The 22,096-nt window shown below is 63.5% G+C and carries 21 protein-coding genes; 13 read left to right on the top strand and 8 right to left on the bottom strand.

The features are described from left to right. Positions 1 to 14: 14 nt before the first annotated feature. The 3 genes from JQ611_RS20125 to JQ611_RS20115 all read left to right on the top strand — a co-directional run bounded on the left by JQ611_RS20125 (position 15) and on the right by JQ611_RS20115 (position 3,453). The gene (locus JQ611_RS20125) at positions 15 to 1,370 is read left to right on the top strand and encodes an MFS transporter (RefSeq protein ID WP_212265719.1); all 1,356 of its coding nucleotides are present in this window, start codon (positions 15 to 17) and stop codon (positions 1,368 to 1,370) included. 72 nt (positions 1,371 to 1,442) lie between these two features. Then, the gene (locus JQ611_RS20120; protein ID WP_212466381.1) at positions 1,443 to 2,519 is read left to right on the top strand and encodes a maleylacetate reductase; all 1,077 of its coding nucleotides are present in this window, start codon (positions 1,443 to 1,445) and stop codon (positions 2,517 to 2,519) included. A gap of 25 nt (positions 2,520 to 2,544) precedes the next feature. Then, positions 2,545 to 3,453: an intradiol ring-cleavage dioxygenase gene (locus JQ611_RS20115; RefSeq protein ID WP_212466380.1), complete on the top strand. Its 909-nt coding sequence runs from the start codon at positions 2,545 to 2,547 to the stop codon at positions 3,451 to 3,453. 3 nt (positions 3,454 to 3,456) lie between these two features. Here the strand turns inward: JQ611_RS20115 and JQ611_RS20110 are convergent, their stop codons facing one another. Further along, positions 3,457 to 4,740 carry a serine hydrolase gene (locus JQ611_RS20110; RefSeq protein ID WP_212386587.1) on the bottom strand — a complete coding sequence of 428 codons (1,284 nt, stop codon included), beginning with the start codon at positions 4,738 to 4,740 and terminating at the stop codon, positions 3,457 to 3,459. Between the two features lie 115 nt (positions 4,741 to 4,855). Then, positions 4,856 to 5,818 carry an alpha/beta hydrolase gene (locus tag JQ611_RS20105; RefSeq protein ID WP_212466379.1) on the bottom strand — a complete coding sequence of 321 codons (963 nt, stop codon included), beginning with the start codon at positions 5,816 to 5,818 and terminating at the stop codon, positions 4,856 to 4,858. A gap of 285 nt (positions 5,819 to 6,103) precedes the next feature. On the opposite strand from JQ611_RS20105, the gene JQ611_RS20100 reads away from it, so the two are divergent. Beyond that, positions 6,104 to 6,346, top strand: coding sequence for a hypothetical protein (locus JQ611_RS20100; RefSeq protein WP_192739296.1), 243 nt, complete (start codon positions 6,104 to 6,106; stop codon positions 6,344 to 6,346). Between the two features lie 20 nt (positions 6,347 to 6,366). Here JQ611_RS20100 and JQ611_RS20095 read toward each other — a convergent pair whose 3' ends face one another. Continuing rightward, positions 6,367 to 8,115 carry an NAD(P)/FAD-dependent oxidoreductase gene (locus tag JQ611_RS20095; protein WP_212466378.1) on the bottom strand — a complete coding sequence of 583 codons (1,749 nt, stop codon included), beginning with the start codon at positions 8,113 to 8,115 and terminating at the stop codon, positions 6,367 to 6,369. 164 nt (positions 8,116 to 8,279) lie between these two features. Beyond that, positions 8,280 to 10,103 carry a di-heme-cytochrome C peroxidase gene (locus JQ611_RS20090; RefSeq protein WP_212265820.1) on the bottom strand — a complete coding sequence of 608 codons (1,824 nt, stop codon included), beginning with the start codon at positions 10,101 to 10,103 and terminating at the stop codon, positions 8,280 to 8,282. Between the two features lie 273 nt (positions 10,104 to 10,376). On the opposite strand from JQ611_RS20090, the gene JQ611_RS20085 reads away from it, so the two are divergent. Further along, complete coding sequence (locus JQ611_RS20085) at positions 10,377 to 11,063, top strand: alpha/beta family hydrolase (RefSeq protein ID WP_212386590.1); 687 nt, start codon at positions 10,377 to 10,379, stop codon at positions 11,061 to 11,063. Positions 11,064 to 11,101: 38 nt separating this feature from the next. Beyond that, complete coding sequence (locus JQ611_RS20080; RefSeq protein ID WP_212265727.1) at positions 11,102 to 11,830, top strand: aspartate/glutamate racemase family protein; 729 nt, start codon at positions 11,102 to 11,104, stop codon at positions 11,828 to 11,830. 7 nt (positions 11,831 to 11,837) lie between these two features. Here the strand turns inward: JQ611_RS20080 and JQ611_RS20075 are convergent, their stop codons facing one another. Together JQ611_RS20075 and JQ611_RS20070 are read right to left on the bottom strand one after the other, a co-directional pair. After that, positions 11,838 to 12,620 carry an SDR family oxidoreductase gene (locus JQ611_RS20075; protein ID WP_212466377.1) on the bottom strand — a complete coding sequence of 261 codons (783 nt, stop codon included), beginning with the start codon at positions 12,618 to 12,620 and terminating at the stop codon, positions 11,838 to 11,840. A 40-nt stretch (positions 12,621 to 12,660) separates the two neighbouring features. Continuing rightward, positions 12,661 to 13,635, bottom strand: a complete 975-nt coding sequence (locus JQ611_RS20070) for a 2-dehydropantoate 2-reductase (protein WP_212466376.1) — start codon at positions 13,633 to 13,635, stop codon at positions 12,661 to 12,663. A gap of 170 nt (positions 13,636 to 13,805) precedes the next feature. Between JQ611_RS20070 and JQ611_RS20065 the strand changes: the two genes are divergently transcribed. After that, positions 13,806 to 14,606 (top strand): enoyl-CoA hydratase-related protein, encoded by an 801-nt coding sequence (locus JQ611_RS20065; RefSeq protein WP_212265730.1) that lies wholly within the window; start codon positions 13,806 to 13,808, stop codon positions 14,604 to 14,606. 379 nt (positions 14,607 to 14,985) lie between these two features. Here the strand turns inward: JQ611_RS20065 and JQ611_RS20060 are convergent, their stop codons facing one another. Then, entirely contained in the window at positions 14,986 to 15,282 is a 297-nt protein-coding gene (locus JQ611_RS20060) for a hypothetical protein (RefSeq protein ID WP_312012041.1), read from the bottom strand. Between the two features lie 116 nt (positions 15,283 to 15,398). Between JQ611_RS20060 and JQ611_RS20055 the strand changes: the two genes are divergently transcribed. The 4 genes from JQ611_RS20055 (at position 15,399) to JQ611_RS20040 (ending at position 19,606) form a co-directional block, all read left to right on the top strand. Then, positions 15,399 to 16,763: an FAD-dependent oxidoreductase gene (locus tag JQ611_RS20055; RefSeq protein ID WP_212466375.1), complete on the top strand. Its 1,365-nt coding sequence runs from the start codon at positions 15,399 to 15,401 to the stop codon at positions 16,761 to 16,763. Positions 16,764 to 16,785: 22 nt separating this feature from the next. After that, positions 16,786 to 17,790: an ABC transporter substrate-binding protein gene (locus JQ611_RS20050; protein ID WP_212386595.1), complete on the top strand. Its 1,005-nt coding sequence runs from the start codon at positions 16,786 to 16,788 to the stop codon at positions 17,788 to 17,790. A 228-nt stretch (positions 17,791 to 18,018) separates the two neighbouring features. Further along, a complete protein-coding gene (locus tag JQ611_RS20045) occupies positions 18,019 to 18,792 on the top strand; it encodes an ABC transporter ATP-binding protein (protein WP_212265733.1) in 774 nt (257 codons plus the stop codon). Continuing rightward, a complete protein-coding gene (locus JQ611_RS20040; RefSeq protein ID WP_212265734.1) occupies positions 18,785 to 19,606 on the top strand; it encodes an ABC transporter permease in 822 nt (273 codons plus the stop codon). The genes JQ611_RS20045 and JQ611_RS20040 overlap by 8 nt, the downstream gene beginning before the upstream one ends. Positions 19,607 to 19,791: 185 nt before the next feature. On the opposite strand, the gene gtdA is transcribed toward JQ611_RS20040, so the two are convergent. After that, a complete protein-coding gene (gtdA, locus tag JQ611_RS20035; protein WP_212414856.1) occupies positions 19,792 to 20,832 on the bottom strand; it encodes a gentisate 1,2-dioxygenase in 1,041 nt (346 codons plus the stop codon). Positions 20,833 to 20,957: 125 nt separating this feature from the next. Here gtdA and maiA point away from each other — a divergent pair, with 125 nt between their 5' ends. Together maiA and JQ611_RS20025 are read left to right on the top strand one after the other, a co-directional pair. After that, positions 20,958 to 21,590: a maleylacetoacetate isomerase gene (maiA, locus tag JQ611_RS20030; RefSeq protein ID WP_212265736.1), complete on the top strand. Its 633-nt coding sequence runs from the start codon at positions 20,958 to 20,960 to the stop codon at positions 21,588 to 21,590. Beyond that, a complete protein-coding gene (locus tag JQ611_RS20025; RefSeq protein ID WP_212265737.1) occupies positions 21,580 to 22,089 on the top strand; it encodes a MarR family winged helix-turn-helix transcriptional regulator in 510 nt (169 codons plus the stop codon). Before maiA ends, JQ611_RS20025 begins: the two co-directional genes overlap by 11 nt. The last annotated feature ends 7 nt before the right edge of the window (positions 22,090 to 22,096 follow it).

The following is a 22,096-nucleotide window of genomic DNA, read 5'->3' as shown; positions in this document are numbered from 1 at the left end:
ATCGGGAGGGTAATATGAGTTCGCAAGCAATCGACGTTCACGAGGAACTGGCGGACGCCAAGGTGGGGGCTTTCCACTGGCGTCTCGGCGCCATCATGGGGTTGCTGACCCTGTTCGACGGCTACGACACCTTCAATCCGGCTTACGTCATCCACTATGTCGCGGGGCCCTGGGGCCTCAAGGCAGGACAGGCCGGCCTTCTGATCTCCAGCGGTCTGGTCGGCTTCCTGCTCGGTGCGGCCCTGCACGGGGTCGCGGCGGACAAATTCGGGCGCCGCGGCACGCTATTGGCGGGACTCTGGATCACCAGCATCTTCACGCTGTTGACGGCGGTGCTGGCGAACTCGTTCATATCCTTCTGCGCGTTGCGGCTGCTCACCGGCCTCGGTCTCGGTGTGCTGTTGCCGCTGGCGACCACCTACATCAATGAACTCGCGCCGCGCCGGGTGGCCAACACCTTCGCGCTATGGGGCGTCGCCCTGGGCTGGGCGGCCGGCGGCACACTGGCCGGCGTCGTCGGCGTGTTCGCGACGCCGACGCTTGGGTGGACCAGCCTGTACTGGATCGGGTCGCTCTCGTTCCTGTTGCTGCCGTTCATGCATGTGATGCTGCCGGAGTCGCCGAAGTTCCTGGCAATCCAGGGACGGGTGACGGAGATCCGCGAAATGCTGGCCAAGCTGCGTCCCGAGCGCGCCCATGTCTATGCGTCGGCGACCATTGCCGCCGACAAGAGCCAGGCCTCGGGCAATTCGATCCTCGAATTGCTGCAACCGAAATATCGCAGGACCACCATCGCGATCTGGGCCACCGCCTTCCTCAGCCTGTTCTGCATCTTCGGGCTGTCAGGATGGATCCCGACCGTCATGATCCAGCGCGGCGAGACCTTTGCGGCGAGCTTCGGCTTCGGCGCGCTGATGCAGATCATGTCGTTCGTCGGCGGCATCGTTCTGGGGCATCTCGTCGATCGCTTCGGCCATAGCAGAGGCCTGCTCGGCCTGTGGTGGGCGTTCGGCGGCGGCGCGGTGCTGACGCTTGTGTTCCTCAATGATCATGTCGTGAACGTGACTTGCGTGGCCGCAGCCGGCTTCTTCATCATCGGCGCGCAGTTCGTGCTCAACAATTTCACGGCGGCTGCCTATGAGACCAATGTGCGGGCGACCGCCGTCGGAATGGAATTGGGCGTCGGCCGTGTCGGCGCTATCCTGGGGCCGTTCGTGGCGGGCGCGCTGCAACAGAATTACCAGAGCTCGCTGCCGATGTTCGTCTCGATCGGTCTTGCGGCGCTCGCCGCGGGCGGGATCATCCTGCTGGCCAACCGCTCGAGCGCAAAGGCAAGCACCGAACGCCTGGCAACGTCCACGGCGGCGTAGTCGGACACGCTAACGGGTGCGGGCGTCCGTCGTTCATCGGGCGTCCGCCCAGCTTCCGCAAGGAACGATCCGATGCAAAACTTCACGTACCAGGCCGCCCCGATGCGGGTGATATTTGGAACGGGAACGCTTCGTGAGCTTCCAGCCGAGCTGGCGCGCCTTGGAATTGGGCGCGCGCTGATCCTCGCAACGCCTCATCAGGCGCGGCAGGCCGAGGAGATCGCGGCCATGATCGGCCAGCGCGGCGTCGGGACATTTGCGCAAGCCGAAATGCATACGCCGGTGCATGTGACCGAGCGCGCGCTGCTCCGCGTCAATGAGCTCGACGCCGATGGCGTGGTGGCGATCGGCGGCGGATCGACCACGGGGCTCGGCAAGGCGATCGCGCGGCGCACCGACCTGCCGCAGATCGTGGTACCGACCAGCTATGCCGGCTCGGAGATGACGCCGATCCTCGGCGAAACGCAGGACGGATTGAAGACCACGCAATCCAGTCCGAAGGTGTTGCCGGAGACGGTCATCTACGACGTCGACCTCACCCTGACCATGCCGCCGTCGCTGTCGGCGACGTCAGGGCTCAATGCAATCGCGCACGCGGTCGAAGCGCTCTATGCCCGCGATCGGAATCCGATCATTTCGCTGATGGCGGAGGAAGGCATCAGCAGCCTGGCCCGGTCGCTACCGAAGATCCACGTTGACGCCGCCGACGTCGAAGCGCGCACCGATGCGCTCTATGGCGCCTGGCTATGCGGCTGCTGCCTCGGCGCGGTCGGGATGGCTTTGCATCACAAGCTTTGCCACACGCTCGGCGGCACCTTCAATCTGCCGCACGCCGAAACGCATGCGGCGGTGCTGCCGCACGTGCTCGCCTATAACGCATCGGCCGCACCGCAAGCGATGGCACGGATTGCGCGGGCGATCGGCCGGGAGGATGCGGCCGGCGGGCTGTTTGAACTTGCCGGAGCGATCGGCGTTCAAAGGTCGCTGCGCGAACTCGGCATGCGGGAACAGGATATCGACCGGGCAGCCGGCCTCGCCGTCACCAATCCCTACTGGAATCCGCGCCCCGTGGAGCGCGAGGCGATACGCGGGTTGATCGCGCGCGCCTGGGCGGGAACAGCACCGGTCGACGACGCCAGGCATTCCTGACCGTTAGCTTTGGGGAAGACAACAAGTGCGCAACTTTGATGAGTTCACGATCACGGAAGCCGTGCTGCAGCGCGTGGCCGCGGCAAAGGACCTGCGTACCCGGCAGATCAGCGAAGCGCTGGTCCGGCACCTGCATTCCTTCGTCCGCGAAATCGGACCGACGCAGGGCGAATGGGAAACCGCGATCGATTTCCTGACGCGAACCGGCCAGATGTGCGACGACAAGCGGCAGGAGTTTATCCTGCTATCGGATACGCTCGGCGTCTCCATGCTGGTGGATGCGATCAACCATCGGATGCCGGAACAGGCGACCGAGACGACGGTGCTCGGTCCGTTCTTTGTCAAGGACGCGCCTGAACTCGCCTGTGGCGCCGATATCTCCGGCGGAATGAATGGTGAGCCCATGCTCGTCACCGGATCGGTGGCCGACGCTCGCGGCAAGCCGATTGCCGGTGCTGTCGTCGACGTCTGGCACTCCGACGATGATGGCTATTACGACGTGCAGCGCAAGGACGCCGTGGCGGCCGCCATGCGCGGAAGATTCCATACCGACAGCGACGGCCGGTTCTGGTTCTGGTCGATCAAGCCGGCGGCCTATCCCGTTCCGCATGACGGGCCGGTCGGCGAGATGCTCGAAGCCCAGGGCCGTCATCCCTGGCGGCCTGCCCATGTGCATTTCATGATCGGCGCACCCGGCTGCGAGCAACTGGTGACGCATCTGTTCGTGGCCGGCGACCAGTATCTCGATTCAGACGTAGTGTTCGGCGTCAAGGACAGCCTGATCCGCGAGTTCAAGGACATGCCCGCCGGCATCGCCGCCGATGGCCGGAAGATGGATCAGCCGCATTGCCATCTCCGGCACGACTTCAGGCTCAAGGCGCGCGCTTCCATGCGCCCTGCGCAAGCGGCGTCTTGCCTAACGGTCGCTCGATAATCCCTATTTTTCGAAAGCGCCGTAGACGATATTTTTCAGAGCGATACGGAGCCTTCCGCGGTGCACGACCGTCTGCGACATGAAGACGACGAACATGTTTTCCTTCGGATCGACCCAGAAGGTCGTGCCGCCGGCGCCTGACCAGTTCATCTCGCCGACCGATCCCTCGATCGGACTGACGCCAGCGTCGGTGCGGACGGCAAAACCCAATCCAAATCCGAAGCCGGGTCCCGGCGAATAGACGGGTCCCGGGGTCACGCCTGATCCAGGCCCGATGTGGTTCGAGCCCATATAGGTGACAGTCTTCGGGCTGAGATATCGCTTGCCATCGAGCGTGCCGCCATTGGCCAGCATCGCGGCGAAGCGCGAATAATCGCCGATGGTTGACATCAGGCCGCCGCCGCCGGACTCGTACCTTCGCACGACGCGCGGGTCGCCCATTTCCGCACCGGGACCGATCTTGCGGTCGCTCGGAAAGGGTTCGGCGATCAGGGATTGCTTGGCCGTATCGGTGACGTAGAAGGTCGTATTGGTCATGCCGAGCGGATCGAGCAGGCGCTCCTTCATGAACTGAAGGAGCGATTTTCCGGAGACCACCTCAATGACGCGGCCGAGGATATCGGTCGATTGGCTGTATTCCCATGTCGTGCCGGGCTGATAGACCAAGGGCAATTTGGCCAGCCGTTCGGCAAACAGGGCGTTGTCAGGATCGCCCTCGGACAGGTTTGCCTCGCGATAGAGCTTCTTGACGGCGCCGTCACCGAAGACCCCGTAGGTCAGGCCAGAGGTGTGGCGCATCAAATCCTGAATCGTCATCGGTCGCCTGGGAGCGACCAGATCGAGTCCGATCTTGCCGTCTTCGCCCTTCTTTTCGACGCCGACCTTCACGTCGGCGAAAGCCGGGATGTATTTGGACACGGGCTCGTCGAGCTGGAGTTTGCCTTCTTCGACCAGCATCATCGCAGCGACCGTGGTGATCGGCTTCGTCATCGAATAGATGCGGAAGATGGTGTCAGGCGTCATCGGCGCCTTGGTGCCGGGATCGCGCACGCCAAAACTGTTGAAATAGGCGGTCTTGCCGTTGCGCTGGATCATCATGATCGCGCCGGGAATCTTGTCCGTGGCAATTTCGTTCTTGAGATAGGCATCGATGCGCGCGAGCCCCACGCTCGAAAACCCCGTCTCCTCAGGCTTGGCGGTGATGGGGCCTTCGGCGTATGCGCCAAAGATGGATGCGAGCAACAATGCGGCGACGGCAACGCCGCGCAAGCGGATGGATGCGAGCATGTCTATCCTCCCTGGTCGGATCTTGACGTCCGAACGCCCCCGGCCGCACCTGACGGTGGCCCGATGATGCGGGATAGTTGCCTAGCTCGATGGCGCTGACAAGGGCCCGCCGTGTTTATGCGCCTGCTTCCAGCAGCGTCTTGAAATCGGCGCGGGCGCGTTGCGCTTCGCGTCGGGCCGCCTCGGAGGCCTCCCCGAGCCCGAAATAGCCGTGGATCAGGCCTGGGCCGTCATAGTATTTGGTGGCGACGCCGGCGGCGATGAGCGCATCCGCATAGGCCTTGCCCTCGTCGCGGAGCGGATCGAACCATGCCGTGGTGACGATCGCGGGCGCCAGCCCGGCGAGGCTTTTTGCGCGGAGCGGCGAGACGCGCCAGTCGGCGCCATCAGCGGCGCTCTCAAGATAATGGCCGCAGAACCATTCCATGACGGCGCGCGACAGGAAGTAGCCCTCGGCGTTTTCAGCGCGGGAGGGAAAGCGCGCGTTCTCTTTGGTATCCGCGAAATTGCCGAAAACATCGGTGACGGGATAGACCAGCAATTGCGCTGCTAGCCTGATGCCGGCATCGCGGCAGGCGATTGCGGTCACCGCCGCCAGATTGCCGCCGGCGCTGTCACCGGCGACGCCGACGCGCTTGATGTCGCCGCCGAACTCGGCGATGCGCTCGATGATGTCCCTGATGGCGGCGAACGCGTCCTCGAACGCGCCGGGGAAGCGCACCTCCGGCGGCCGCCGGTAGTCGACTGAAATGACGACGGCGCCGGTCTCGATCGCAAGCAGGCGGGCTTGCCGGTCATGCGTTTCGAGATCGCCGGCGACCCAGCCGCCGCCATGGAAGAACACCACCGTCGGCGATTTTTCGTCTGTGTTGCGATAGACCCGCGCGGCAAGGAAACCGGCGGCACCCTTGACCTTGATGTTTTCAGCAGCGGCGACCGGAGGCGGCGGCACCGCGGCACGGGCATCCGCCAGCGCGCGAAGCGCATCGCGCGCGCTCTGCGGCGTCATCGTCGTGGGATCGCGCAGCGGCAACAGCGGAATGATCTGGGCGATGACGGGATCGAGCGGCGTAACCATGCAGACTGCCTCGCGTTGGACAGGCCGCACCTTAGGTCGCGCGCAAAGCTGCCGCAATTACGTTTGCCGCATGGCCGGACGCCGAACTGCCGCGCCCGCTCATTTTGGCGACGCAGCATCGAATGGAAATGCTGCCGAGTTTGCTAAATTGCAAAGAATTCCATCAAGCAGAATTTGCGCGCGCCTTGGTAGGCTGGTTCCCCGTTTACCGCTGATTATCCATCAGGCCTGAGCACGAGGAACGCTCGGTCCTGCCGTTCATTGCTCCTCTGAAGGAGACGCGCGATGAAGGAAGTTGCCGCGATAGACCGTGCGATCGATGAATTGCTGGTGCAACTCGGGCAAATGGTTCTGAGGCTCTCCAGCCCGCAGGTGACGAAACGGGCGGACGAGCGGCGCGCGCTGGTGCGTTCGGTCAATCAATACTCGGTGTGTGCCGCGCGTTCCGACGATCCGCGCGTGCACGAGCTCAAGGCCGAACTCGACGAGACGATCAAGCCGCGATTGCGGCTGGTGGTCTCCAGGTAACGCGCTCCAAGGTAAGCGCCTCAAACCACGGGCACGCGCCGGGCAGCGACCGCCGCGGGCGAAATGACGTCGATGTCGAGCGGGACGCGCCAGCGCTCGGTCAGCCGCACGCGCGGTGCTTCGTTGCGCGGGTCGGCACCGTCGATCACAAAACCCTCAAAACCGTTGCTCATGACCTCGTTGCATTTCTGCACGTAGATCGGAAAGCCGCCGATATAGGGCATGAAGACGCGCGGCCGGCCGGGGATGTTGGCGCCGACATACCAGGAACTGCAGGTCGAGCGCAGCGAGATTTTTGACACTTCGTTGACGTGCTCGACCCATTCATCCTGATATTGCTCGATGGGCTCGATTGTATCAGCACCGATGTCGCGGATATGGGCCATGCAGTCGGCCATCCAGTCGACATGCTGTTCGATAGCCTGGATCATGCTCGCCAGCACCGACGGGCTGCCCGGCCCGGTGATGGTGAACAGGTTGGGAAAGCCCACGGTCGCGACGCCGAGATAGGCGCGGGGGCCGGCGCGCCATTTCTCTGATAGCGTCTGCCCGTTGCGGCCGGTGATGCGGATCTTGTCGAACGAGCCGGTCATCGCCGCAAAGCCGGTCGCGGAGACGATGGCGTCGAATTGATATTCTGACCCGTCGATTTCGATGCCATTGGTGGTGAAGCGCTCGATCGGCGTTTTGGAGACGTCGACCAGTTTCACATGCGGCAAATTATAGGTTTCGAAATAGCCGGTATCGACGCACAAACGCTTGCAGCCGAACACGTTGGAAGGGCACAGCAGCTCGGCGGTCGCGGGATCCTTCACGATGCCGCGGATCTTGTTGCGCGCGAATTCGGCGATGGTGTCGTTGGCCTCCTTCTCGAACAAGAGGTCGCCGAAGGCACCGAGGAACGGTAGTCCGCCGCGTCCCCAGGCTTCTTCATATTGCCGCTCGCGTTCCTCCGGTGAGGCTTCCAGCGCCGGCTTCATGTTGAACGGGAAATAGAAGCCGGTCGGCCGCGCCCGCGCTTTCGCCCGAAGCGCCGGATAATCCGCCTTGATCGATTGGCGGTATTCCGGCGTCAGTTTCGCGTTCCAGGCCGGCACGGAATAGGTCGCGGTGCGCTGGAATACGGTAAGCGCGGAGGCCTGCTGCGCGATGATCGGGATCGACTGGATCGCCGATGAACCGGTGCCGATGATGCCGACGCGAAGCCCGGTGAAATCGACCCCTTCATGCGGCCATTCGCCGGTGTGATAAACCGGTCCCCTGAAATCCTCGCGTCCTTTGAAGGGCGGATGGTTTGCCGCCGACAGGCAGCCGATCGCCATGATGCAGAATTTGGCGAACACCCTGTCGCCGCGGTCGGTCTCGATGCGCCAGCCTTTTGCAGCTTCATCGAAGCTCGCGGCGGTGACGCGGGTGTCGAACCGGATGTGTTGGCGCAGGTCAAAGCGGTCGGCGACATGGTTGGCGTAGGCGAGGATTTCCGGCTGCGGCGCGTATTTCTCCGACCAGTCCCATTGCTGGTCGAGTTCTTCCGAAAACGAGAACGAATACTGCATGCTCTCGACGTCGCAACGCGCACCGGGATAGCGGTTCCAATACCAGGTGCCGCCGACGCCGCCGCCGACCTCATAGACCCGCGCGGTAAAGCCAAGCCCGCGCAGGCGGTGCAGCATGTACATGCCGGCAAAACCGGCGCCGACGATGACGGCGTCAAACACCGCACCAACCTCGGCCGGACGTTGTTGTTGATCTTGCTTGCCCGCAACCATGCGCTTTTCCCGGTGAAGACGAAAGCTGCGCCTACATCAGACCAAAGCGCTGGAAGCGTCAATCGCGCCACCGCATGGGCGGGTTGCGCACGGTCGCGGCCGTTCGTTTCCGCAAGCGTGTTGCAGCGCGGCCGGAGTCGGTCCGGCCTGCGCGGCATCATGTCTCAGAGCGTCTTGAGGTACTCGATGATCGCCTTGCGCTCGTCGGGAGCCAGTTTCTTGCCGATCACGCCCTTGGTTTTCGGCGGCTTGTCAGCGAATTCGTGGCCTGTGTTCCAGTTTCCGCGGATCGAGGTGTCGAATTCGAAGCCGTTGGTGAGCTTGTCGTATTTGTAGCCGAGATTCACCGGGTCGTACTCGCGGTTGCCGAGATAGAATTTCTTCGGCCTTTCGTCGACCGGAGACAGCAGCGCGTAGACGTTTGGAACCGAACCGTTGTGGAGATAGGGCGGGGTCGCCCAAACGCCGTTCAGCGGACGGACCTTGTATTCAAGCTTGCCCTGGATTTCGTTGGGCATGTTGCCGTTCAGGGCATTGCGTTGCTTCTCGTCCAGTTTCCGCTGGTCATAAATGACGTCGACGGTCTTCTGGACCAGTTTGCCGAGCGCGAATCCGAATCCGGTCTCGGTGATTCCGAGATGCGGTGGGGTCGCGACCGTCCGGGCGATCATATCCGCCGCCTGGGCCGGATCAGTGCCGATGTGCTCGATCGGGATGTTTTCGATCTTCAGGACTGGCTGGCCGACCTCGTTCTTGGTCCACCAATCCTTGTTGTTGAAATCGAAGAACGCCTTGGTCGAAACCGGCGGACGGTGACATTCCTGACAATGCACCTTGTAGAGTTCGCCGCCCTGGGCCGCGAGCTTCTCGTCGATCGGCGGCAGGATGTCGCTCGGCCAGCGCGGTGACTTCAGGCCCGAGAAGCCTTTTTCCAGGCTCGGCGGATCGCCTGCGATCATTTGCTCCATTTCGTTGAGGCTGTCGACGTTGACGCTCGATTTGAACAGGCCCTTCGACGGGTCGAGCAGATTGAGCTCCGCCGATACGCCCAGCGATTCGCCGGCATTGCGTACCATCGGCTGCATGATGGAGCCGTTATACTGCACCCAATCGAACCAAGGCGTGTTCCAGATCCGCGGGTAATGCACCGGCGCCGAGGAGCCCGCGTAGTTTTCCGGCTTCTTCAGGTCGATTGAAAACACCTGATTGCCGATCCGGTTCAGCGCGTCCAACCGGCCATAGCCTTCGAGGACGCTCTGGGAAGCGACGGCCTCCTCGAGATTCTTGACGGCCTTCAATTGCGTGAGGACCTGGTCGATCTGGTATTTCAGGATCTCGCGATCCGCGACCGCCGAGTCCGGCCCCAGGATCCGTTCGGCGAACCGATCGAAGCGCGTGGGGATCAGTCGCGTAAAGAGCAGCGCCACGCCCATTCCCTGCTTCAGCTTGAACAGATCGGTCAGCGCCGGCCCGCCATCGATGATGACAGCCGTATCCTTGTAGGTGAACCGCCCGGTATGGCAGGCCGCGCAGGTCAGGCCGACGCCGGTCATGTCCTGCTTGCTGCGTGGATTGCGCCATGGCGCGCCCGACGGGTCGAGCATCGGACCGCCCTGCGCAATGCCGATCGGAAGCGCCTTCTTGCCGGGGATGATGGTGTCCGGAATGAAGCCGTAGCGATCGAGATAGGCCGGGTCGCTCAACGGGTCAGCCTCGGTGAAGACAAGCCACGGAATCGTCGGCTGCTCCAGGGCCATGAACCATTCAAAGGGCATGCCGAAGGTCCGCGTTCCCTGGTCGGCGTGATAGAACCAACTGAGTTTTTCTTTGCTGATGCCCTGGTCGAGCCAGACGGTCTTCTTCGGCTGCGGGTACTCCGCGATCCTGACGTGAAGGTTTTCCCAGAGTTTCGCGATGTCGTCCTTGAAGGCGACGTAACCGGCGGCGGCGATCAAGGCTGCGATAACAATTTTTGTCCTGCCCCGCATGATCAGCCCCTTGTTCAATTGCGCCGCCTGAGCGCGAAATATGCGTATCTCATTAAAAAATCGCCAAACACGTACTCAGCCTTGGCGTGCGATCAAATATTGCGCCATCTTATAGTAGCATAACTCGGCTGTCCATAAAGCCGGTTTCGCGGGTCGTTCCATTTTGCGGGAGCGGAAGGGCGCCGTTTTCGAATCCGCCGGGTGGGTTCGCGCGTTTGCACGCGCCGCCCCTGAATGTAGAATCAAGCGATAGCATAACCCGGGATCGCCGATTTGAAAGCCGCCACAGCGCAACCGCTCAAAATCGAAATCACCTCTGCGGACCCGGTGTCCGCGTTGCTGATCCATCCGCCGCAGGCGCGCGCGTGTTACGTGTTCGCGCATGGGGCAGGCGCCGGCATGGCCCATGCCTCGATGGAGACGATTGCGACAGGTCTTGCCGACCGCGGCATCGCGACGCTGCGCTATCAGTTCCCCTATATGGAAAAGGGCAGCAAACGGCCGGATGCGCCTGGTGTGGCGCACGCCGCCGTGCGGGCCGCGGTGGCGGAAGCGGCGCGACGTTACATCGGGCTGCCGCTGATCGCGGGAGGCAAATCCTTCGGCGGGCGCATGACCTCGCAGGCGCAGGCGATCGATGCCTTGCCGGGCGTTCGCGGGCTCGCCTTCTTTGCCTTTCCGCTGCATCCGGCGGGAAAGCCGTCCAGCGACCGCGCCAAACATCTCGCCGCGGTCGATATACCCATGCTGTTCCTGCAGGGAACGCGCGATGCGCTGGCCGAATTGAGCCTGCTCGAACCCGTGGTCAAGAAGCTGGGCAAGCCGGCGACGCTGCATCTCGTGAAGGAAGCCGATCATTCCTTCCACGTGTTGAAGAGTTCAGGCCGCAACGACCGCGAGGTGATGACCGAGGTGCTGGATGCGTTCGCGGCGTGGGCCGGCAAGATCGACGCAGGATAGCATTGGCAGAACGGCGCAGCGGATGCTAATCAGGCCGAATGGCCAAGATCCTCATCGTTAATCCCAATACGACCGCGTCGATGACGAAAACCATCGGCGAGGCTGCGCGCGCGGTCGCGGCATCAGGCACCGAGATCGTCGACGTGACGTCGGCGATGGGGCCGGTCTCGATCGAGGGATTTTATGACGAGGCCTTCGCCGTTCCCGGCTTGATCCAGGCGCTGTTGAATGCAAGGGATGCCGATGCCGGCATCATCGCCTGCTTCGACGACACCGGCCTCGATGCGGCGCGATCGGTCGCACCGTTTCCAGTGGTCGGGATTTGCGAGGCCGCCTTGGTGACAGCGGGGCAACTGGCAAAACGCATCGGAATAGTGACCACGCTGCCGCGTTCGATCGTGCCGCTGGAAGAGCTGGTGCGGCGTTACGGCTTTGCGGAACGCGCGCAGGTCACCGCCTGCAATGTCGCGGTGCTCGATCTCGAAAAGCCCGGCTCCGGCGCGGAAGAGAAGCTCGACGCCGAGATTGCGCGGGCGCTGGACAGGGGCGCGGAAGCCATTGTGCTCGGTTGCGCTGGGATGGCCGATCTCGCCGCAAAACTTTCGCAAAAATTCGGTGTTCCCGTCGTCGACGGCGTCGCGGCCGCGGTGAAGCAGGCCGAAGCGCTGGTCGGCCTGAAGCTCAAGACATCGCGGCGCGGTTCCTACGCGCTGCCGGGCGCCAAGGACTATACCGGCCTGCTGGCGCCGTTTGCGCCCAAGAGTTGAGAAGGCTTCAGGCCGATTGCGGCGGGCCGTAGATCTTGTCTCGCAGCCGCCGCATGCCGGCCAGCCAGCGCTCCCGGCTGGAAGCCTTGCGCAGCATGTATTCGGCGACCTGCGGGTGCGACAGAATCAAAAACCGTTCGGCCTCCATCGCCTCGATCACCATGCGTGCGACTTCGGGCGCCTGCAGCACGCCATCGACCCGCGCGGCGCTGGGACCGGGCGTCGTCATGCCTGTTTGTACCGACTGCGGGCAAAGCACCGACACGCGGATGCCGCGGTCGCCATATTGAATGGCGAGATGTTCGGCGAGCGCCACCGCGGCATTCTTGGTGACGCCGTAGGGCATCGAGTTCAGCGACGCCAACAAGCCCGCGGCAGATGCGGTGTTGAGCAGATAGCCTGATCCTCGCGCCAGCATGGCCGGCACCAGCACGCGCGCCGCGAACACGTGGCTCATGACATGGACCCGCCAGCTGACGTCCCAGTCCGCGTCGGACGCGCCTTCCTGTCCTTTGCGCGACAGGCCGGCGTTGGAGAAGAACACATCCACGGGTCCATATTTGTCCTCGGCGGCTGCGATCAGCGCCTTGACGTCTTCTTCAAGGCCGACGTCGGCGGTGACAGCCAATCCGTCGATGTCGCCGGCGACTTTCGCCAGCCGGTCGCGCGAGGTTTTCAGGTCGGCGACGACAACGCCGCGCGCGCCGGCCTCGGCATAAGCACGCGCGACCGCTTCGCCAATGCCGCTTGCGGCGCCGGTAACGACACAGACCTTGCCTTTGACGTTCATGTTGAAGCCCTCTTTGTTCGGCGTGTTCCGCGCGTGGTGTTCAAGTCCGGTAAAGCCCCTTGTCGCGCGCCTGGCGAATCGCGAGTCCCGCCATCAAATCGAGCATCGGCGTCGAAAGCCCGGCCGCCCGCGCGAATGCGGCGGGTGCGCGGACCAGCACGTCGATCTCCATGGCGCGGCCGAGCTCGAAATCCTGCAGGATCGATGGCTTGTGGGCGGGCGCCGGGCCGGTTCGGGTGACGCGCTTGACCTCCGGGTAACAGCTCTGGGCGATGCTGTTGGCTTCATCCAGCAAACGCGGGATCACCTCGGCGAGCGCCGGCTCGTCCCGGACGCCGCGGGCGGTCTGGCCGGTGAGCAGACACAGCACCGACATCGACATGTTGGTCAGGAGCTTGGACCAGATCGCTTCCCTGATCTCGGCGACATCGGGCGATTCGATGGAAGCTTCATTGAATGCGGCGCGCATTCGCGAGATCCGATCGCTGTGGCGGTCGTCGCATTCGGCGATCAGGAGCCGGTTCCGATCAGGTGAGAGATTCGCGACTACACCAGGCGCGATGATCTCATTGGATGAATAGACGACGCCGCCGATGATCCGTTCCCTGGGTATCGCGGCACGCAGCTGGCTGTTCGCGTCGAGGAAGCCGAGATCGGGCGTCGGCGGATGTTTTGCGGGAAGCCCGATATCGTACCACCAGGGAATTCCGTTCTGGGCCAAAACCACGGCGGTATTATCGCGCAACAGCGGTTGCAGACCGGCGGCAAGCGCACTCACCCCCGTCGCCTTCAGCGTGCTGATGACGACATCCTGCGGACCTAGATCAGCCGCGACGTCGGAGGCGGTCACTTTGGCTTTGAACTCGGCCTCGCCGACACGCAGCGTCAGGCCGTTGGCCCTCACGGCTTCGAGGTGCGGGCCGCGCATCACGCAGGAAACGTCGTGTCCGGCCAGCGCCAACCGCACCGCGAAATGGCTGCCGACGGCGCCCGCACCGAAAACGCATATCCGCATCGAGTTGATGTCCTGCTGAGGGGAACCGTAAGGTGCCAGTTTCCACAAGCTGGCACCGCAGCGCAACCGCCGATGCCGTTTGCATCGCAGGCATCACGGAAAAGGATAGATCAATCGCCGGTGGGTCGGCATATTGCCTGACGACAACTGCAACCAAAAAAGGACCGTCAATGTCTGCCAATCCGGTTTTGTGGGATCTCGATCAACGCGGCGTCGCGACGGTCACGCTGAATCGCCCGGAAGTGAACAACGCCTACGACGCCGGCCTCATCAATGGCGTGCTGGCGGCGATGGATGAACTGGGCAAAAAGCCCAACCTTCGCGTCGTGGTGCTGAAGGGCAACGGCAAGCATTTTCAGGCCGGTGCCGACCTGAAATGGATCAATGGCGTACGGCCGAAATCGCCTGAAGAGAACGAGGCGGTGTCGCAGGCCACATTCGAGGTGGTGCAGCGGCTCAATACGCTGCCGATCCCGACGGTGGCACTGGTGCAGGGCGGCTGTTTCGGCGGCGGCACCGGCGTGATTTCGGCTTGCGACGTGGTGATTGCCGCCGACAACGCGCTGTTCTCGATCACGGAAGTTCGCTGGGGGCTGACGGCCGCGATCATCATTCCGCAGCTCTGCGATTCCATCGGTGTCCGTCAGGTGCGCCGCTACGCGCTGACCGGCGAGCGGTTCGGCGCCGAAGACGCGCGCCGTATTGGTCTGGTGCATGAGGTGGTGCCGCTGGCGGAGCTTGAAGCGTCGGGCGCAAAGGTCGTGGAGCAATTGCTGGCCAACGGCCCCGAGGCGCTGGCCGAAACCAAGACGCTGGCGCTGGAGAGTTCATTCGGCGGCATGAGCGTCGATGACGACGCTTATGCGCGGCTGGTCAAAATGCATTCGGACCGGCGGCGGACATCGGAGGCGTCCGAAGGGCTGGCCTCGTTCGCCGAAAAGCGCGCGGCTAAATGGGCTGGTCGGATATAGACGGCAATATCGCTGCGCATTCCAAAAGGGTGCATAGCCGTTCGGCTCAACCTTGAATTTTATCGGACCGCCGTGCACACTCATTTGCGCCGGGACGCATTCGCCGTCCGAGAAGGCCGGAGGAAACAGCCATGAGAGCATCGTCCCTCTTCCTAGCGGGATTAGCCGCCGCAATCATCTCAAGCGCACCGGCGAATGCCCAGGACGCGAAGAAACCGGCTGCTGTGTCGCAGGCAGACTCCAGGACATGGAAGCAGCTCACCAACTATGTTGACTGCAAGGATTTTGCGAGGGGAAGGGGTTGGACCGACTTGGAAGGTTGGTACGGCTGCACCGCGCGCAAGTTCAAAAACTGACCGAGCCGCGTCGCCGGGGTTGCTCAACAGCCCCGGCAGATGCCGTTCACACTCCGGTACACCTCGGCATCGTCGCGCCGCATCTGCTGCAGCGATTCGATCATCCGAGCGTCCGTGCTGCGTGTGTCGATGGCGCTTGGCTCGGGCTTGCGCTTGGCCGCCAGCGCCGCTTCCTGCCGCGTGTAGCAGGCTTCGCGCTCGGGCTTGGCCTGGATAAACCGGCATTGCTCCACTTCCGCCAGCGCAGGTGCCGCGCCGAATATGAGTCCGAGCAGGAGGGAAAGGAGGATTCTCAAACCGGTCAGTCCTTTCGTCCCCACTTTCTCAATTCCGCGCGGCGGGAGCAATGTCTTCCGTCACTATTTCAACCGTTAGACACGTAGCCAAAATCGCCCGTGAAGGGCATGATGCCGGCGCTTCGGCCGGGAACCCCAAATTGCCCTCCAAAACCATCACCGAGCCTGCGCGCCAAATTCCGCTCTATGGTGAATATGACGTCGTCGTGCTGGGCGGCGGTCCGGCCGGCATCGCGGCTGCGGTCGCCGCCGCGCGCGCGGGCCGCCGTACCCTGTTGATCGAACGCTATGGCTTCCTCGGCGGCATGGGCACGGCGGCGGGCGTCACCAATTTCTGCGGACTGCATGCCAATGTCCATGGCGAGATGCATCGGGTGGTGCAGGGGATTGCGACCGAACTGCTGGATCGGATCGACCGGCTCGGCGGGCTCAACGCGCCGCATCTGATCCTGGGCAAGATCTTCGCACAGGCCTATGACACCGCGGCCTACAAGATCGCGGCCGACGATCTGCTCGCCGCCCACAAGGTGGACATTCTCTTTCATGCGCTCGGTGCCGGCGTGGTGATGCATGACGAGAGGCACATCGACGGGCTGATGGTCGAGACCAAGGCAGGCCGGCAGGCGGTGCGCGCGGGCATCTACATCGATTGCTCCGGCGACGGCGATCTCGCGGCCTGGGCCGGCGCGCCGTTCGAGGTCGGCGATAATGCCGGCAGCATGCTCTACCCATCGATGATGTTCCGTCTCAACGGCATCGACCCCGAAAGAGCCGGCAATGCCTGGCAGACCATTCCGGCGCTGATGGAAAAGGCCGAGGCCGCAGGTACGCACAAGTTTCCGCGCAAGGCCGCGATCGTCCGGCCACAGCGCCACGCCGTCGAATGGCGGGTGAACTTTACCCAGCTCGCGCGCGAGGACGGCACGGCGGTGAATGGCCTTGAGCCTGACGATATGACCCGCGGCGAGATCGAGGGGCGCCGCCAGGCGGTGCGGGCGTTCGAGTTCCTGCGCACCGTGCCTGGCTTCGAAAAATCCTACATCGTCGATCTGCCGCCGCAGCTCGGCATTCGCGAGACCCGCCGCGTTGTCGGCGGCTACATGCTCTCCGGAGAGGACGTGCTGGCCTGCGCCTCGTTCGAGGATTCCATCGGTGTCAATGGCTGGCCGATGGAATCCCATGTCGCGGGTGACGTGGTCTTCAAGTTCCCGCCGATCCCGGAATCACGTGGCTTCAACGAGCTGCCGTATCGGATGCTGGTGCCCGAGGGCATCGACAATCTGCTGATGGCCGGGCGCTGCGCCTCGATGGCCCATGACGGCCAGTCGGCGGCGAGGGTTTCCGGTGCCTGCTTTGTGATGGGCGAGGCGGTTGGGATCGCTGCCGACCTGGCGCTATCAGGCAACACGATTCCACGCGACATTGCCGTTGAAAAGTTGCAACAAGCATTGCAACAACAGGGCGCTTTTATTGGCCGCGGCCAGAACGTGCCCGAAGGGCTGTAAGAGAAGTTACGGAGGAAACGGAATGACGGGATTTGCACGGCTTGCTGTGGCTGCCCTGCTGGCGATCGCGGCAAGCGGCATCGCGCGGGCCGATGATGCGCTGAAGGCCAAGATCGGCGTGCTCAGGCTGTCTTCGTCGGCGCCGGTGTTCATCGCGCAGGACAAGGGCTATTTTCGCGAGGTCGGCCTCGACATCGAACTGAAATTCTTCGACGCGGCACAGCCGATCGCGGTGGCGACCACGTCGGGCGACGTCGATTTCGGCGTCACCGCGGTCACCGCAGGGCTCTATAATCTCGCCGGCAAGGGCACGCTGAAAGTGATCGGCGGCATGAGCCGCGAGAAGGCCGGCTATCCCCTGATCGGCTACTTCGCCAGCAACAACGCCTATGCCGCCGGGCTGAAGACACCGAAGGATCTTGCGGGAAAGCGCATCGCGGTGACCCAGGTCGGTTCCAGCTTCCATTATTCGTTGGGCCTGCTCGCCGACAAATACGGCTTCAAGCTCGCGGACATCAAGGTGCTGCCGCTGCAGTCGCTGTCGAATGCCGCCGCCGCGCTGAAGGGCGAGACCGTCGATGCGGCATTGTTGCCGGTGTCCACCGCGCGCACGCTGATGGATTCCGATGGCGCCAAATTGCTCGGCTGGGTCGGCGACGAAACGCCGTGGCAGCTCGGTGCTGTGTTCGCTTCCCCGAAGACACTGACCAATACTGCGCTGGTGACGAAATTGCTGGGCGCGCTGGTCCGCGCCGACCGCGAATATCATGACGTGATCCTGGCCTCCGTGAAGGACGGCAAGGCCGCGATCAACGACAAGACAAAACCGCTGCTGGAGATCATCGCCAAGTACACCAATCTGCCGGTCGAGCAGGTGGTCGGCAATTGCGCCTATATCGATCCCGACGGCAAACTCGACGTCAAGAACGTCGCCAACCAGATCAGCTGGCTGCAGGAACAGGGTTTCGTCGACAAGGGATTTGGCGTGGATGCGATCATCGCCAAGGAATATGTGAAGGCGGATTGATTTGAGGTTACCTCTCCCGCTTGCGGGGGAGCATAGGCCGCCGTTGGCGGCCGTGCTTAGATAAGAACGCCGAAGCTGTGCTTCGGCTATGGCGCTCGCTAGAGCGCGGCGGGTGGGGGAAGGTCTATCCACTCGGCGAGCCTGCCGTGGGGAGAGACCCCCACCCCAGCCCTCCCCCGCAAGCGGGAGAGGGAGCGCAGTGGTGCAAGGATTCGAACGGGCAGCCAAATGGACCTGATCGCCGACCATATCAGCCACCGCTTCGGTACGCTGGACGTGCTCGATCAGGTCTCGTTCACCGTGCGCGCGGGCGAGGTGGTGGCGATCGTCGGGCCCTCCGGTTGCGGCAAGAGTACGCTGCTGTCGATATTGGGCGGCCTGTTGCGGCCGAGCGAGGGCCGGGCCGAACTGCGCGGCGCGCCGCCGGCGGGCAGCCTCAACCCGCTGACCTTCGTGTTCCAGGATTTTGCGCTGCTGCCGTGGTGTACCGTGGAAGCGAATGTGGAATTTCCGCTGGTGCATACGGCGCTCGGGATAAGCGAGCGCCGCGCCGTGGTCGACGACGCGCTGCGCCGCACGGGGCTCACCGATTTTCGCGGCGCCTACCCGAAGCAATTGTCCGGCGGCATGCGCCAGCGTGTCGGCATTGCGCGGGCGCTCGCGGTGCGACCCGCGATCCTGCTGATGGATGAGCCGCTGTCGGCGCTGGATTCGCAGACCCGCGAACTGCTGATGGAGGATTTTATCCGCCTGCTCGCCGATGGTTCGATGGGCGCGGTCTACGTGACGCATAATCTCGAAGAAGCCGTGCGGCTCGCCGACCGCATCGTGGTGCTGTCGCGTCGTCCCGGCCGCGTCCGCGAGGTCGTGACCATCCCGATGACGCGCGATGAACGCGGCGACATCAATGCCCGCGGAAAACTGCTCGCGATACAAAATGATCTGTGGTCGCTGATCCGTGAGGAGGCGATCGACGCCGAGCGTGAGGTCCAGCATGCTTGACCGCGCGCCGCAGGGGACGCAGGACGAGACCAGGCCGCGGCCGGTGGCGTTTCGCGGCGCGGGCTTTACGCCGAGCGCGGGGCGTTATTCGGGCTGGATCGCGCTGGCGCTGGTGATCGGGTTCTGGCAACTCGCGGGCAGCGCCGGCTGGGTCAATGCGCTGTTCCTGCCGCCGCCCTCGGCGATCGTTGCGGCGATCTACAAGCTCGCGCTGTCGGGCGCGCTCTGGCAGCATCTGTCCTGGTCGGTGATGCGGATTGGATCGGGCTGGATCCTTGGCACGGCTGCCGGTATCATCGTCGGTTTCGGGATCGGGTTATCCACGCTGGCGCGCGGCGTCGGCATCACCTTCATCTCGGCGCTGTTTCCGATTCCCAAAATCGCGTTGCTGCCGCTGCTGATCCTGTGGCTCGGGATCGGCGAGGAGCCGAAGATCGCGACCATCGCGCTCGGCGTGTTTTTCTCCACCGCCATCTCGGTCTATAGCGGCGTCGATGCGGTGCCGCGCAATCTGATCCGGATGGCGCAGAGTTTTAATGTGCCGTTCCACCTGATCGTGCGCCGCGTGATCTGGCCGGGCGCGCTGCCCTCGATCCTCGCCGGTTTTCGCATCACGGCGTCGGTCGCGCTGCTGCTGGTGGTGAGCGCGGAAATGATCGGCGCCCAATACGGCATCGGCGCCTTCGTGCTGCAGGCCGGCAATCTGATGCAAACCGATCAGCTGCTGGCCGGCGTTGTGATCTTGTCGGTGTTCGGGCTGGTGGTGGGGAAGGGGATCAATCTGCTGGAGGCAAGACTGCTGCACTGGCGGTAGGTGTCGTCGTTACAAACAAAGTAGCAAACCTGTCGTCCCGGCCTTGAGCCGGGACCCATACCGCGTGATCTATCGATGGGACGAGGTAGCCAACGCCTTCCGCCAAACGAAGGCCGGTGGCTATGGGTCCCCCGATGCGCAATTGCGCATCTGAGCTCAAGGCCGGGACGACAGCGGTGGTTCCCTCACGCATTCCCGCGGTCTTCGCGGAACAAATCGAGTTTCTGCTGCACCGGACGATCGGAGAAGCTGAACAGCACGGAATCGACATCGGCCTCGTGGGTGACCCATTGCCAGCTCGGCACCACGAACAGATCGCGTGCGCCCCACTCAAACGTCTGCTCGCCGACCCGCGTTCGGCCTTTGCCCTCGATCGCCGCGAACACGGTCGCGTCGGTGGAGCGATAGCGCGCCGTTTTAAAACCCTTCGGCAGCATCTGGATGAAGGTGCCGATGGTCGGCATCGCGAATTCGCCGGTTTCGGGGTTGGAGAATTTCAGCTTCAGCCCGTGGCAGGCGTCCCATTCGTTGCGGATCTTGGCCTGCTCCAGCGCCTCGCGGGTGTAGCTGTAGGGATAGTTGAAGATCGGTGAGGTCTTCGACTTTCGCTTCTCGTCGACGGGTAGGAGGTTGCGCCCGTAGCGGGCAAAGCTGTCGCCGGAGGGGCGAGTGATCTTCTGCTGGTCCTCGTTCGAGCCTTCGGCAAAGGACGCATCGAAGAACTGCACCATCGGAATGTCGAGTCCGTCGAGCCAGAACATCGGCTCGGAGGTTTCGTTGGAATGATCATGCCAGGTCATCGACGGCGTGATGACGAAATCGCCGGGCTCCATCAGCGTCTTCTCGCCGTCGACCGCGGTTGCCGCCCCCTTGCCTTCGAGCACGAAACGAAGCGCCGACTGGCTGTGGCGGTGCGCCGGCGCGACGTCGCCGGGGACCACCATCTGCACGCCGGCAAACAGCGAGGTCGTGATCTTCGACTGGCCGCGCAGGCCCGGATTTTCCAAGACCAGCACCCGCCGCTCAGCTTCCTTGGCGGTGATCAGCTTGCCGGCCTCGGTCATGTAGTCGCGGATCTGGTCGAACTTCCACAGATGCGGCCGGCAGGCGCTGCGTGGTTCGGGCGTGATCAGATCGCCCATCACGTTCCAGAGTGCGGAGAGGTTCTCGCCATCGATCTTCTTGTAGAACGCCTCGCGTTCCGGGGTCTTCTGCACGGCTTCCATGGATAGCCTCCCGTTAGTCTTGTTCGTCCGGTTCTTGTCATCTCGCTTGATTGACAGCATACTTACAATATGGATAGCGTCAATGCGGCCTTCGGGCCCACATGACAAAATGACGGGAGGTTCCGATGAAGCTGCATGGCTACTTCCGCAGCAGCGCGTCCTACCGGGTCAGGATCGCGCTCAATCTCAAGGGCCTGAGCACTGAGCACCTGCCGCATCACCTTCGCAACGGCGAACAACGCGCGCCCACCTATCTCGCGATCAATCCGCAAGGACTGGTCCCGACCCTGGAAGATGACGCCGGCACCGTGCTGACCCAGTCGCTCGCCATCATCGAATGGCTCGACGAGACCCATCCCACGCCACCGCTGCTGCCAAAGGATCCGCTGCGCCGCGCCAAAGTGCGCGCCTTTGCGCAGGCGCTGGCCTGCGACACCCACCCGGTTCAAAACCTCAAAGTGCTGGCCCGGCTGCGCCAGCTCGGCCTGGCGGAAGAGAAAGTGACGGAGTGGGCGGCGTGGGCCAATCGCGAGGGGCTTTCGGCCTGCGAAACGCTGATAGCGGGCGAGCCTGGGCCGTTCTGCTTTGGATCTGCGCCGACGCTCGCCGATCTTTGCCTGGTGCCGCAGCTTGCCAATGCGCGGCGCTTCGGCGTCGACGTCGCGGCCTATCCGCGCCTGCTCCAGGCCGAAGCCGCGGCAAAGGAAATCAAGGCGTTCGCCGACGCCGCACCGGACAAGCAGCCCGATGCCGAGTAAGCCCACGCCCATCACCATGGACGCCGTCTATGCGGCGCCCGGTTATCTGTTCCGGCGCATGCAGCAGATCGCGGTCGCGATCTTTGTCGAGGAATGCAAAGCCTTCGACCTGACGCCGGTGCAATATGCCGCGCTGGTTTCGATCCACACCCATCCCGGCATCGACGCGACGCGGCTCTCGGCGGTGATCGCGTTCGACCGCTCGACGCTCGGCAACGTGATCGAGCGGCTGGAATCCAAAGCCCTGGTCGAGCGCAAGCCCGGGCGGGAAGACAAGAGGGTAAAACTGCTTTATCTGACCAGGGCGGGCGCCGCCACGCTGCGCGAGATCATGCCATCGGTCGAGCGCGCACAGGCGCGGATGCTGCAGCCGCTGAAGGCCGCCGACCGCAAGGTGTTGCTGACGCTGATGACACAGCTCGTCGATCTCAACAACGAGGCCTCGCGGGTGCCGCTGCGCGCCGAGGACGCGCTCGAGCACCTGGGCAAGTCGGGTTGAGGGAGCG

The organism is Bradyrhizobium sp. AUGA SZCCT0182 (genome assembly GCF_018130185.1).
Taxonomy (GTDB): domain Bacteria; phylum Pseudomonadota; class Alphaproteobacteria; order Rhizobiales; family Xanthobacteraceae; genus Bradyrhizobium.
Note: the sequence above shows the minus strand (reverse complement) of the source record. Positions and strands in the feature narration are given on the sequence as shown.

Bases quoted from the DNA above. Each gene is read 5' to 3' on its own strand.
- JQ611_RS20050 (WP_212386595.1), top strand. From the start codon at position 16,786: ATGACGGGATTTGCACGGCTTGCTGTGGCTGCCCTGCTGGCGATCGCG.
- JQ611_RS20070 (WP_212466376.1), bottom strand. From the start codon at position 13,635: ATGCGGATATGCGTTTTCGGTGCGGGCGCCGTCGGCAGCCATTTCGCG.
- JQ611_RS20040 (WP_212265734.1), top strand. From the start codon at position 18,785: ATGCTTGACCGCGCGCCGCAGGGGACGCAGGACGAGACCAGGCCGCGG.
- maiA (WP_212265736.1), top strand. From the start codon at position 20,958: ATGAAGCTGCATGGCTACTTCCGCAGCAGCGCGTCCTACCGGGTCAGG.
- JQ611_RS20080 (WP_212265727.1), top strand. From the start codon at position 11,102: ATGGCCAAGATCCTCATCGTTAATCCCAATACGACCGCGTCGATGACG.
- JQ611_RS20075 (WP_212466377.1), bottom strand. From the start codon at position 12,620: ATGAACGTCAAAGGCAAGGTCTGTGTCGTTACCGGCGCCGCAAGCGGC.
- JQ611_RS20025 (WP_212265737.1), top strand. From the start codon at position 21,580: ATGCCGAGTAAGCCCACGCCCATCACCATGGACGCCGTCTATGCGGCG.
- gtdA (WP_212414856.1), bottom strand. From the start codon at position 20,832: ATGGAAGCCGTGCAGAAGACCCCGGAACGCGAGGCGTTCTACAAGAAG.
- JQ611_RS20100 (WP_192739296.1), top strand. From the start codon at position 6,104: ATGAAGGAAGTTGCCGCGATAGACCGTGCGATCGATGAATTGCTGGTG.
- JQ611_RS20110 (WP_212386587.1), bottom strand. From the start codon at position 4,740: ATGCTCGCATCCATCCGCTTGCGCGGCGTTGCCGTCGCCGCATTGTTG.
- JQ611_RS20120 (WP_212466381.1), top strand. From the start codon at position 1,443: ATGCAAAACTTCACGTACCAGGCCGCCCCGATGCGGGTGATATTTGGA.
- JQ611_RS20090 (WP_212265820.1), bottom strand. From the start codon at position 10,103: ATGCGGGGCAGGACAAAAATTGTTATCGCAGCCTTGATCGCCGCCGCC.
- JQ611_RS20125 (WP_212265719.1), top strand. From the start codon at position 15: ATGAGTTCGCAAGCAATCGACGTTCACGAGGAACTGGCGGACGCCAAG.
- JQ611_RS20105 (WP_212466379.1), bottom strand. From the start codon at position 5,818: ATGGTTACGCCGCTCGATCCCGTCATCGCCCAGATCATTCCGCTGTTG.
- JQ611_RS20045 (WP_212265733.1), top strand. From the start codon at position 18,019: ATGGACCTGATCGCCGACCATATCAGCCACCGCTTCGGTACGCTGGAC.
- JQ611_RS20065 (WP_212265730.1), top strand. From the start codon at position 13,806: ATGTCTGCCAATCCGGTTTTGTGGGATCTCGATCAACGCGGCGTCGCG.
- JQ611_RS20095 (WP_212466378.1), bottom strand. From the start codon at position 8,115: ATGGTTGCGGGCAAGCAAGATCAACAACAACGTCCGGCCGAGGTTGGT.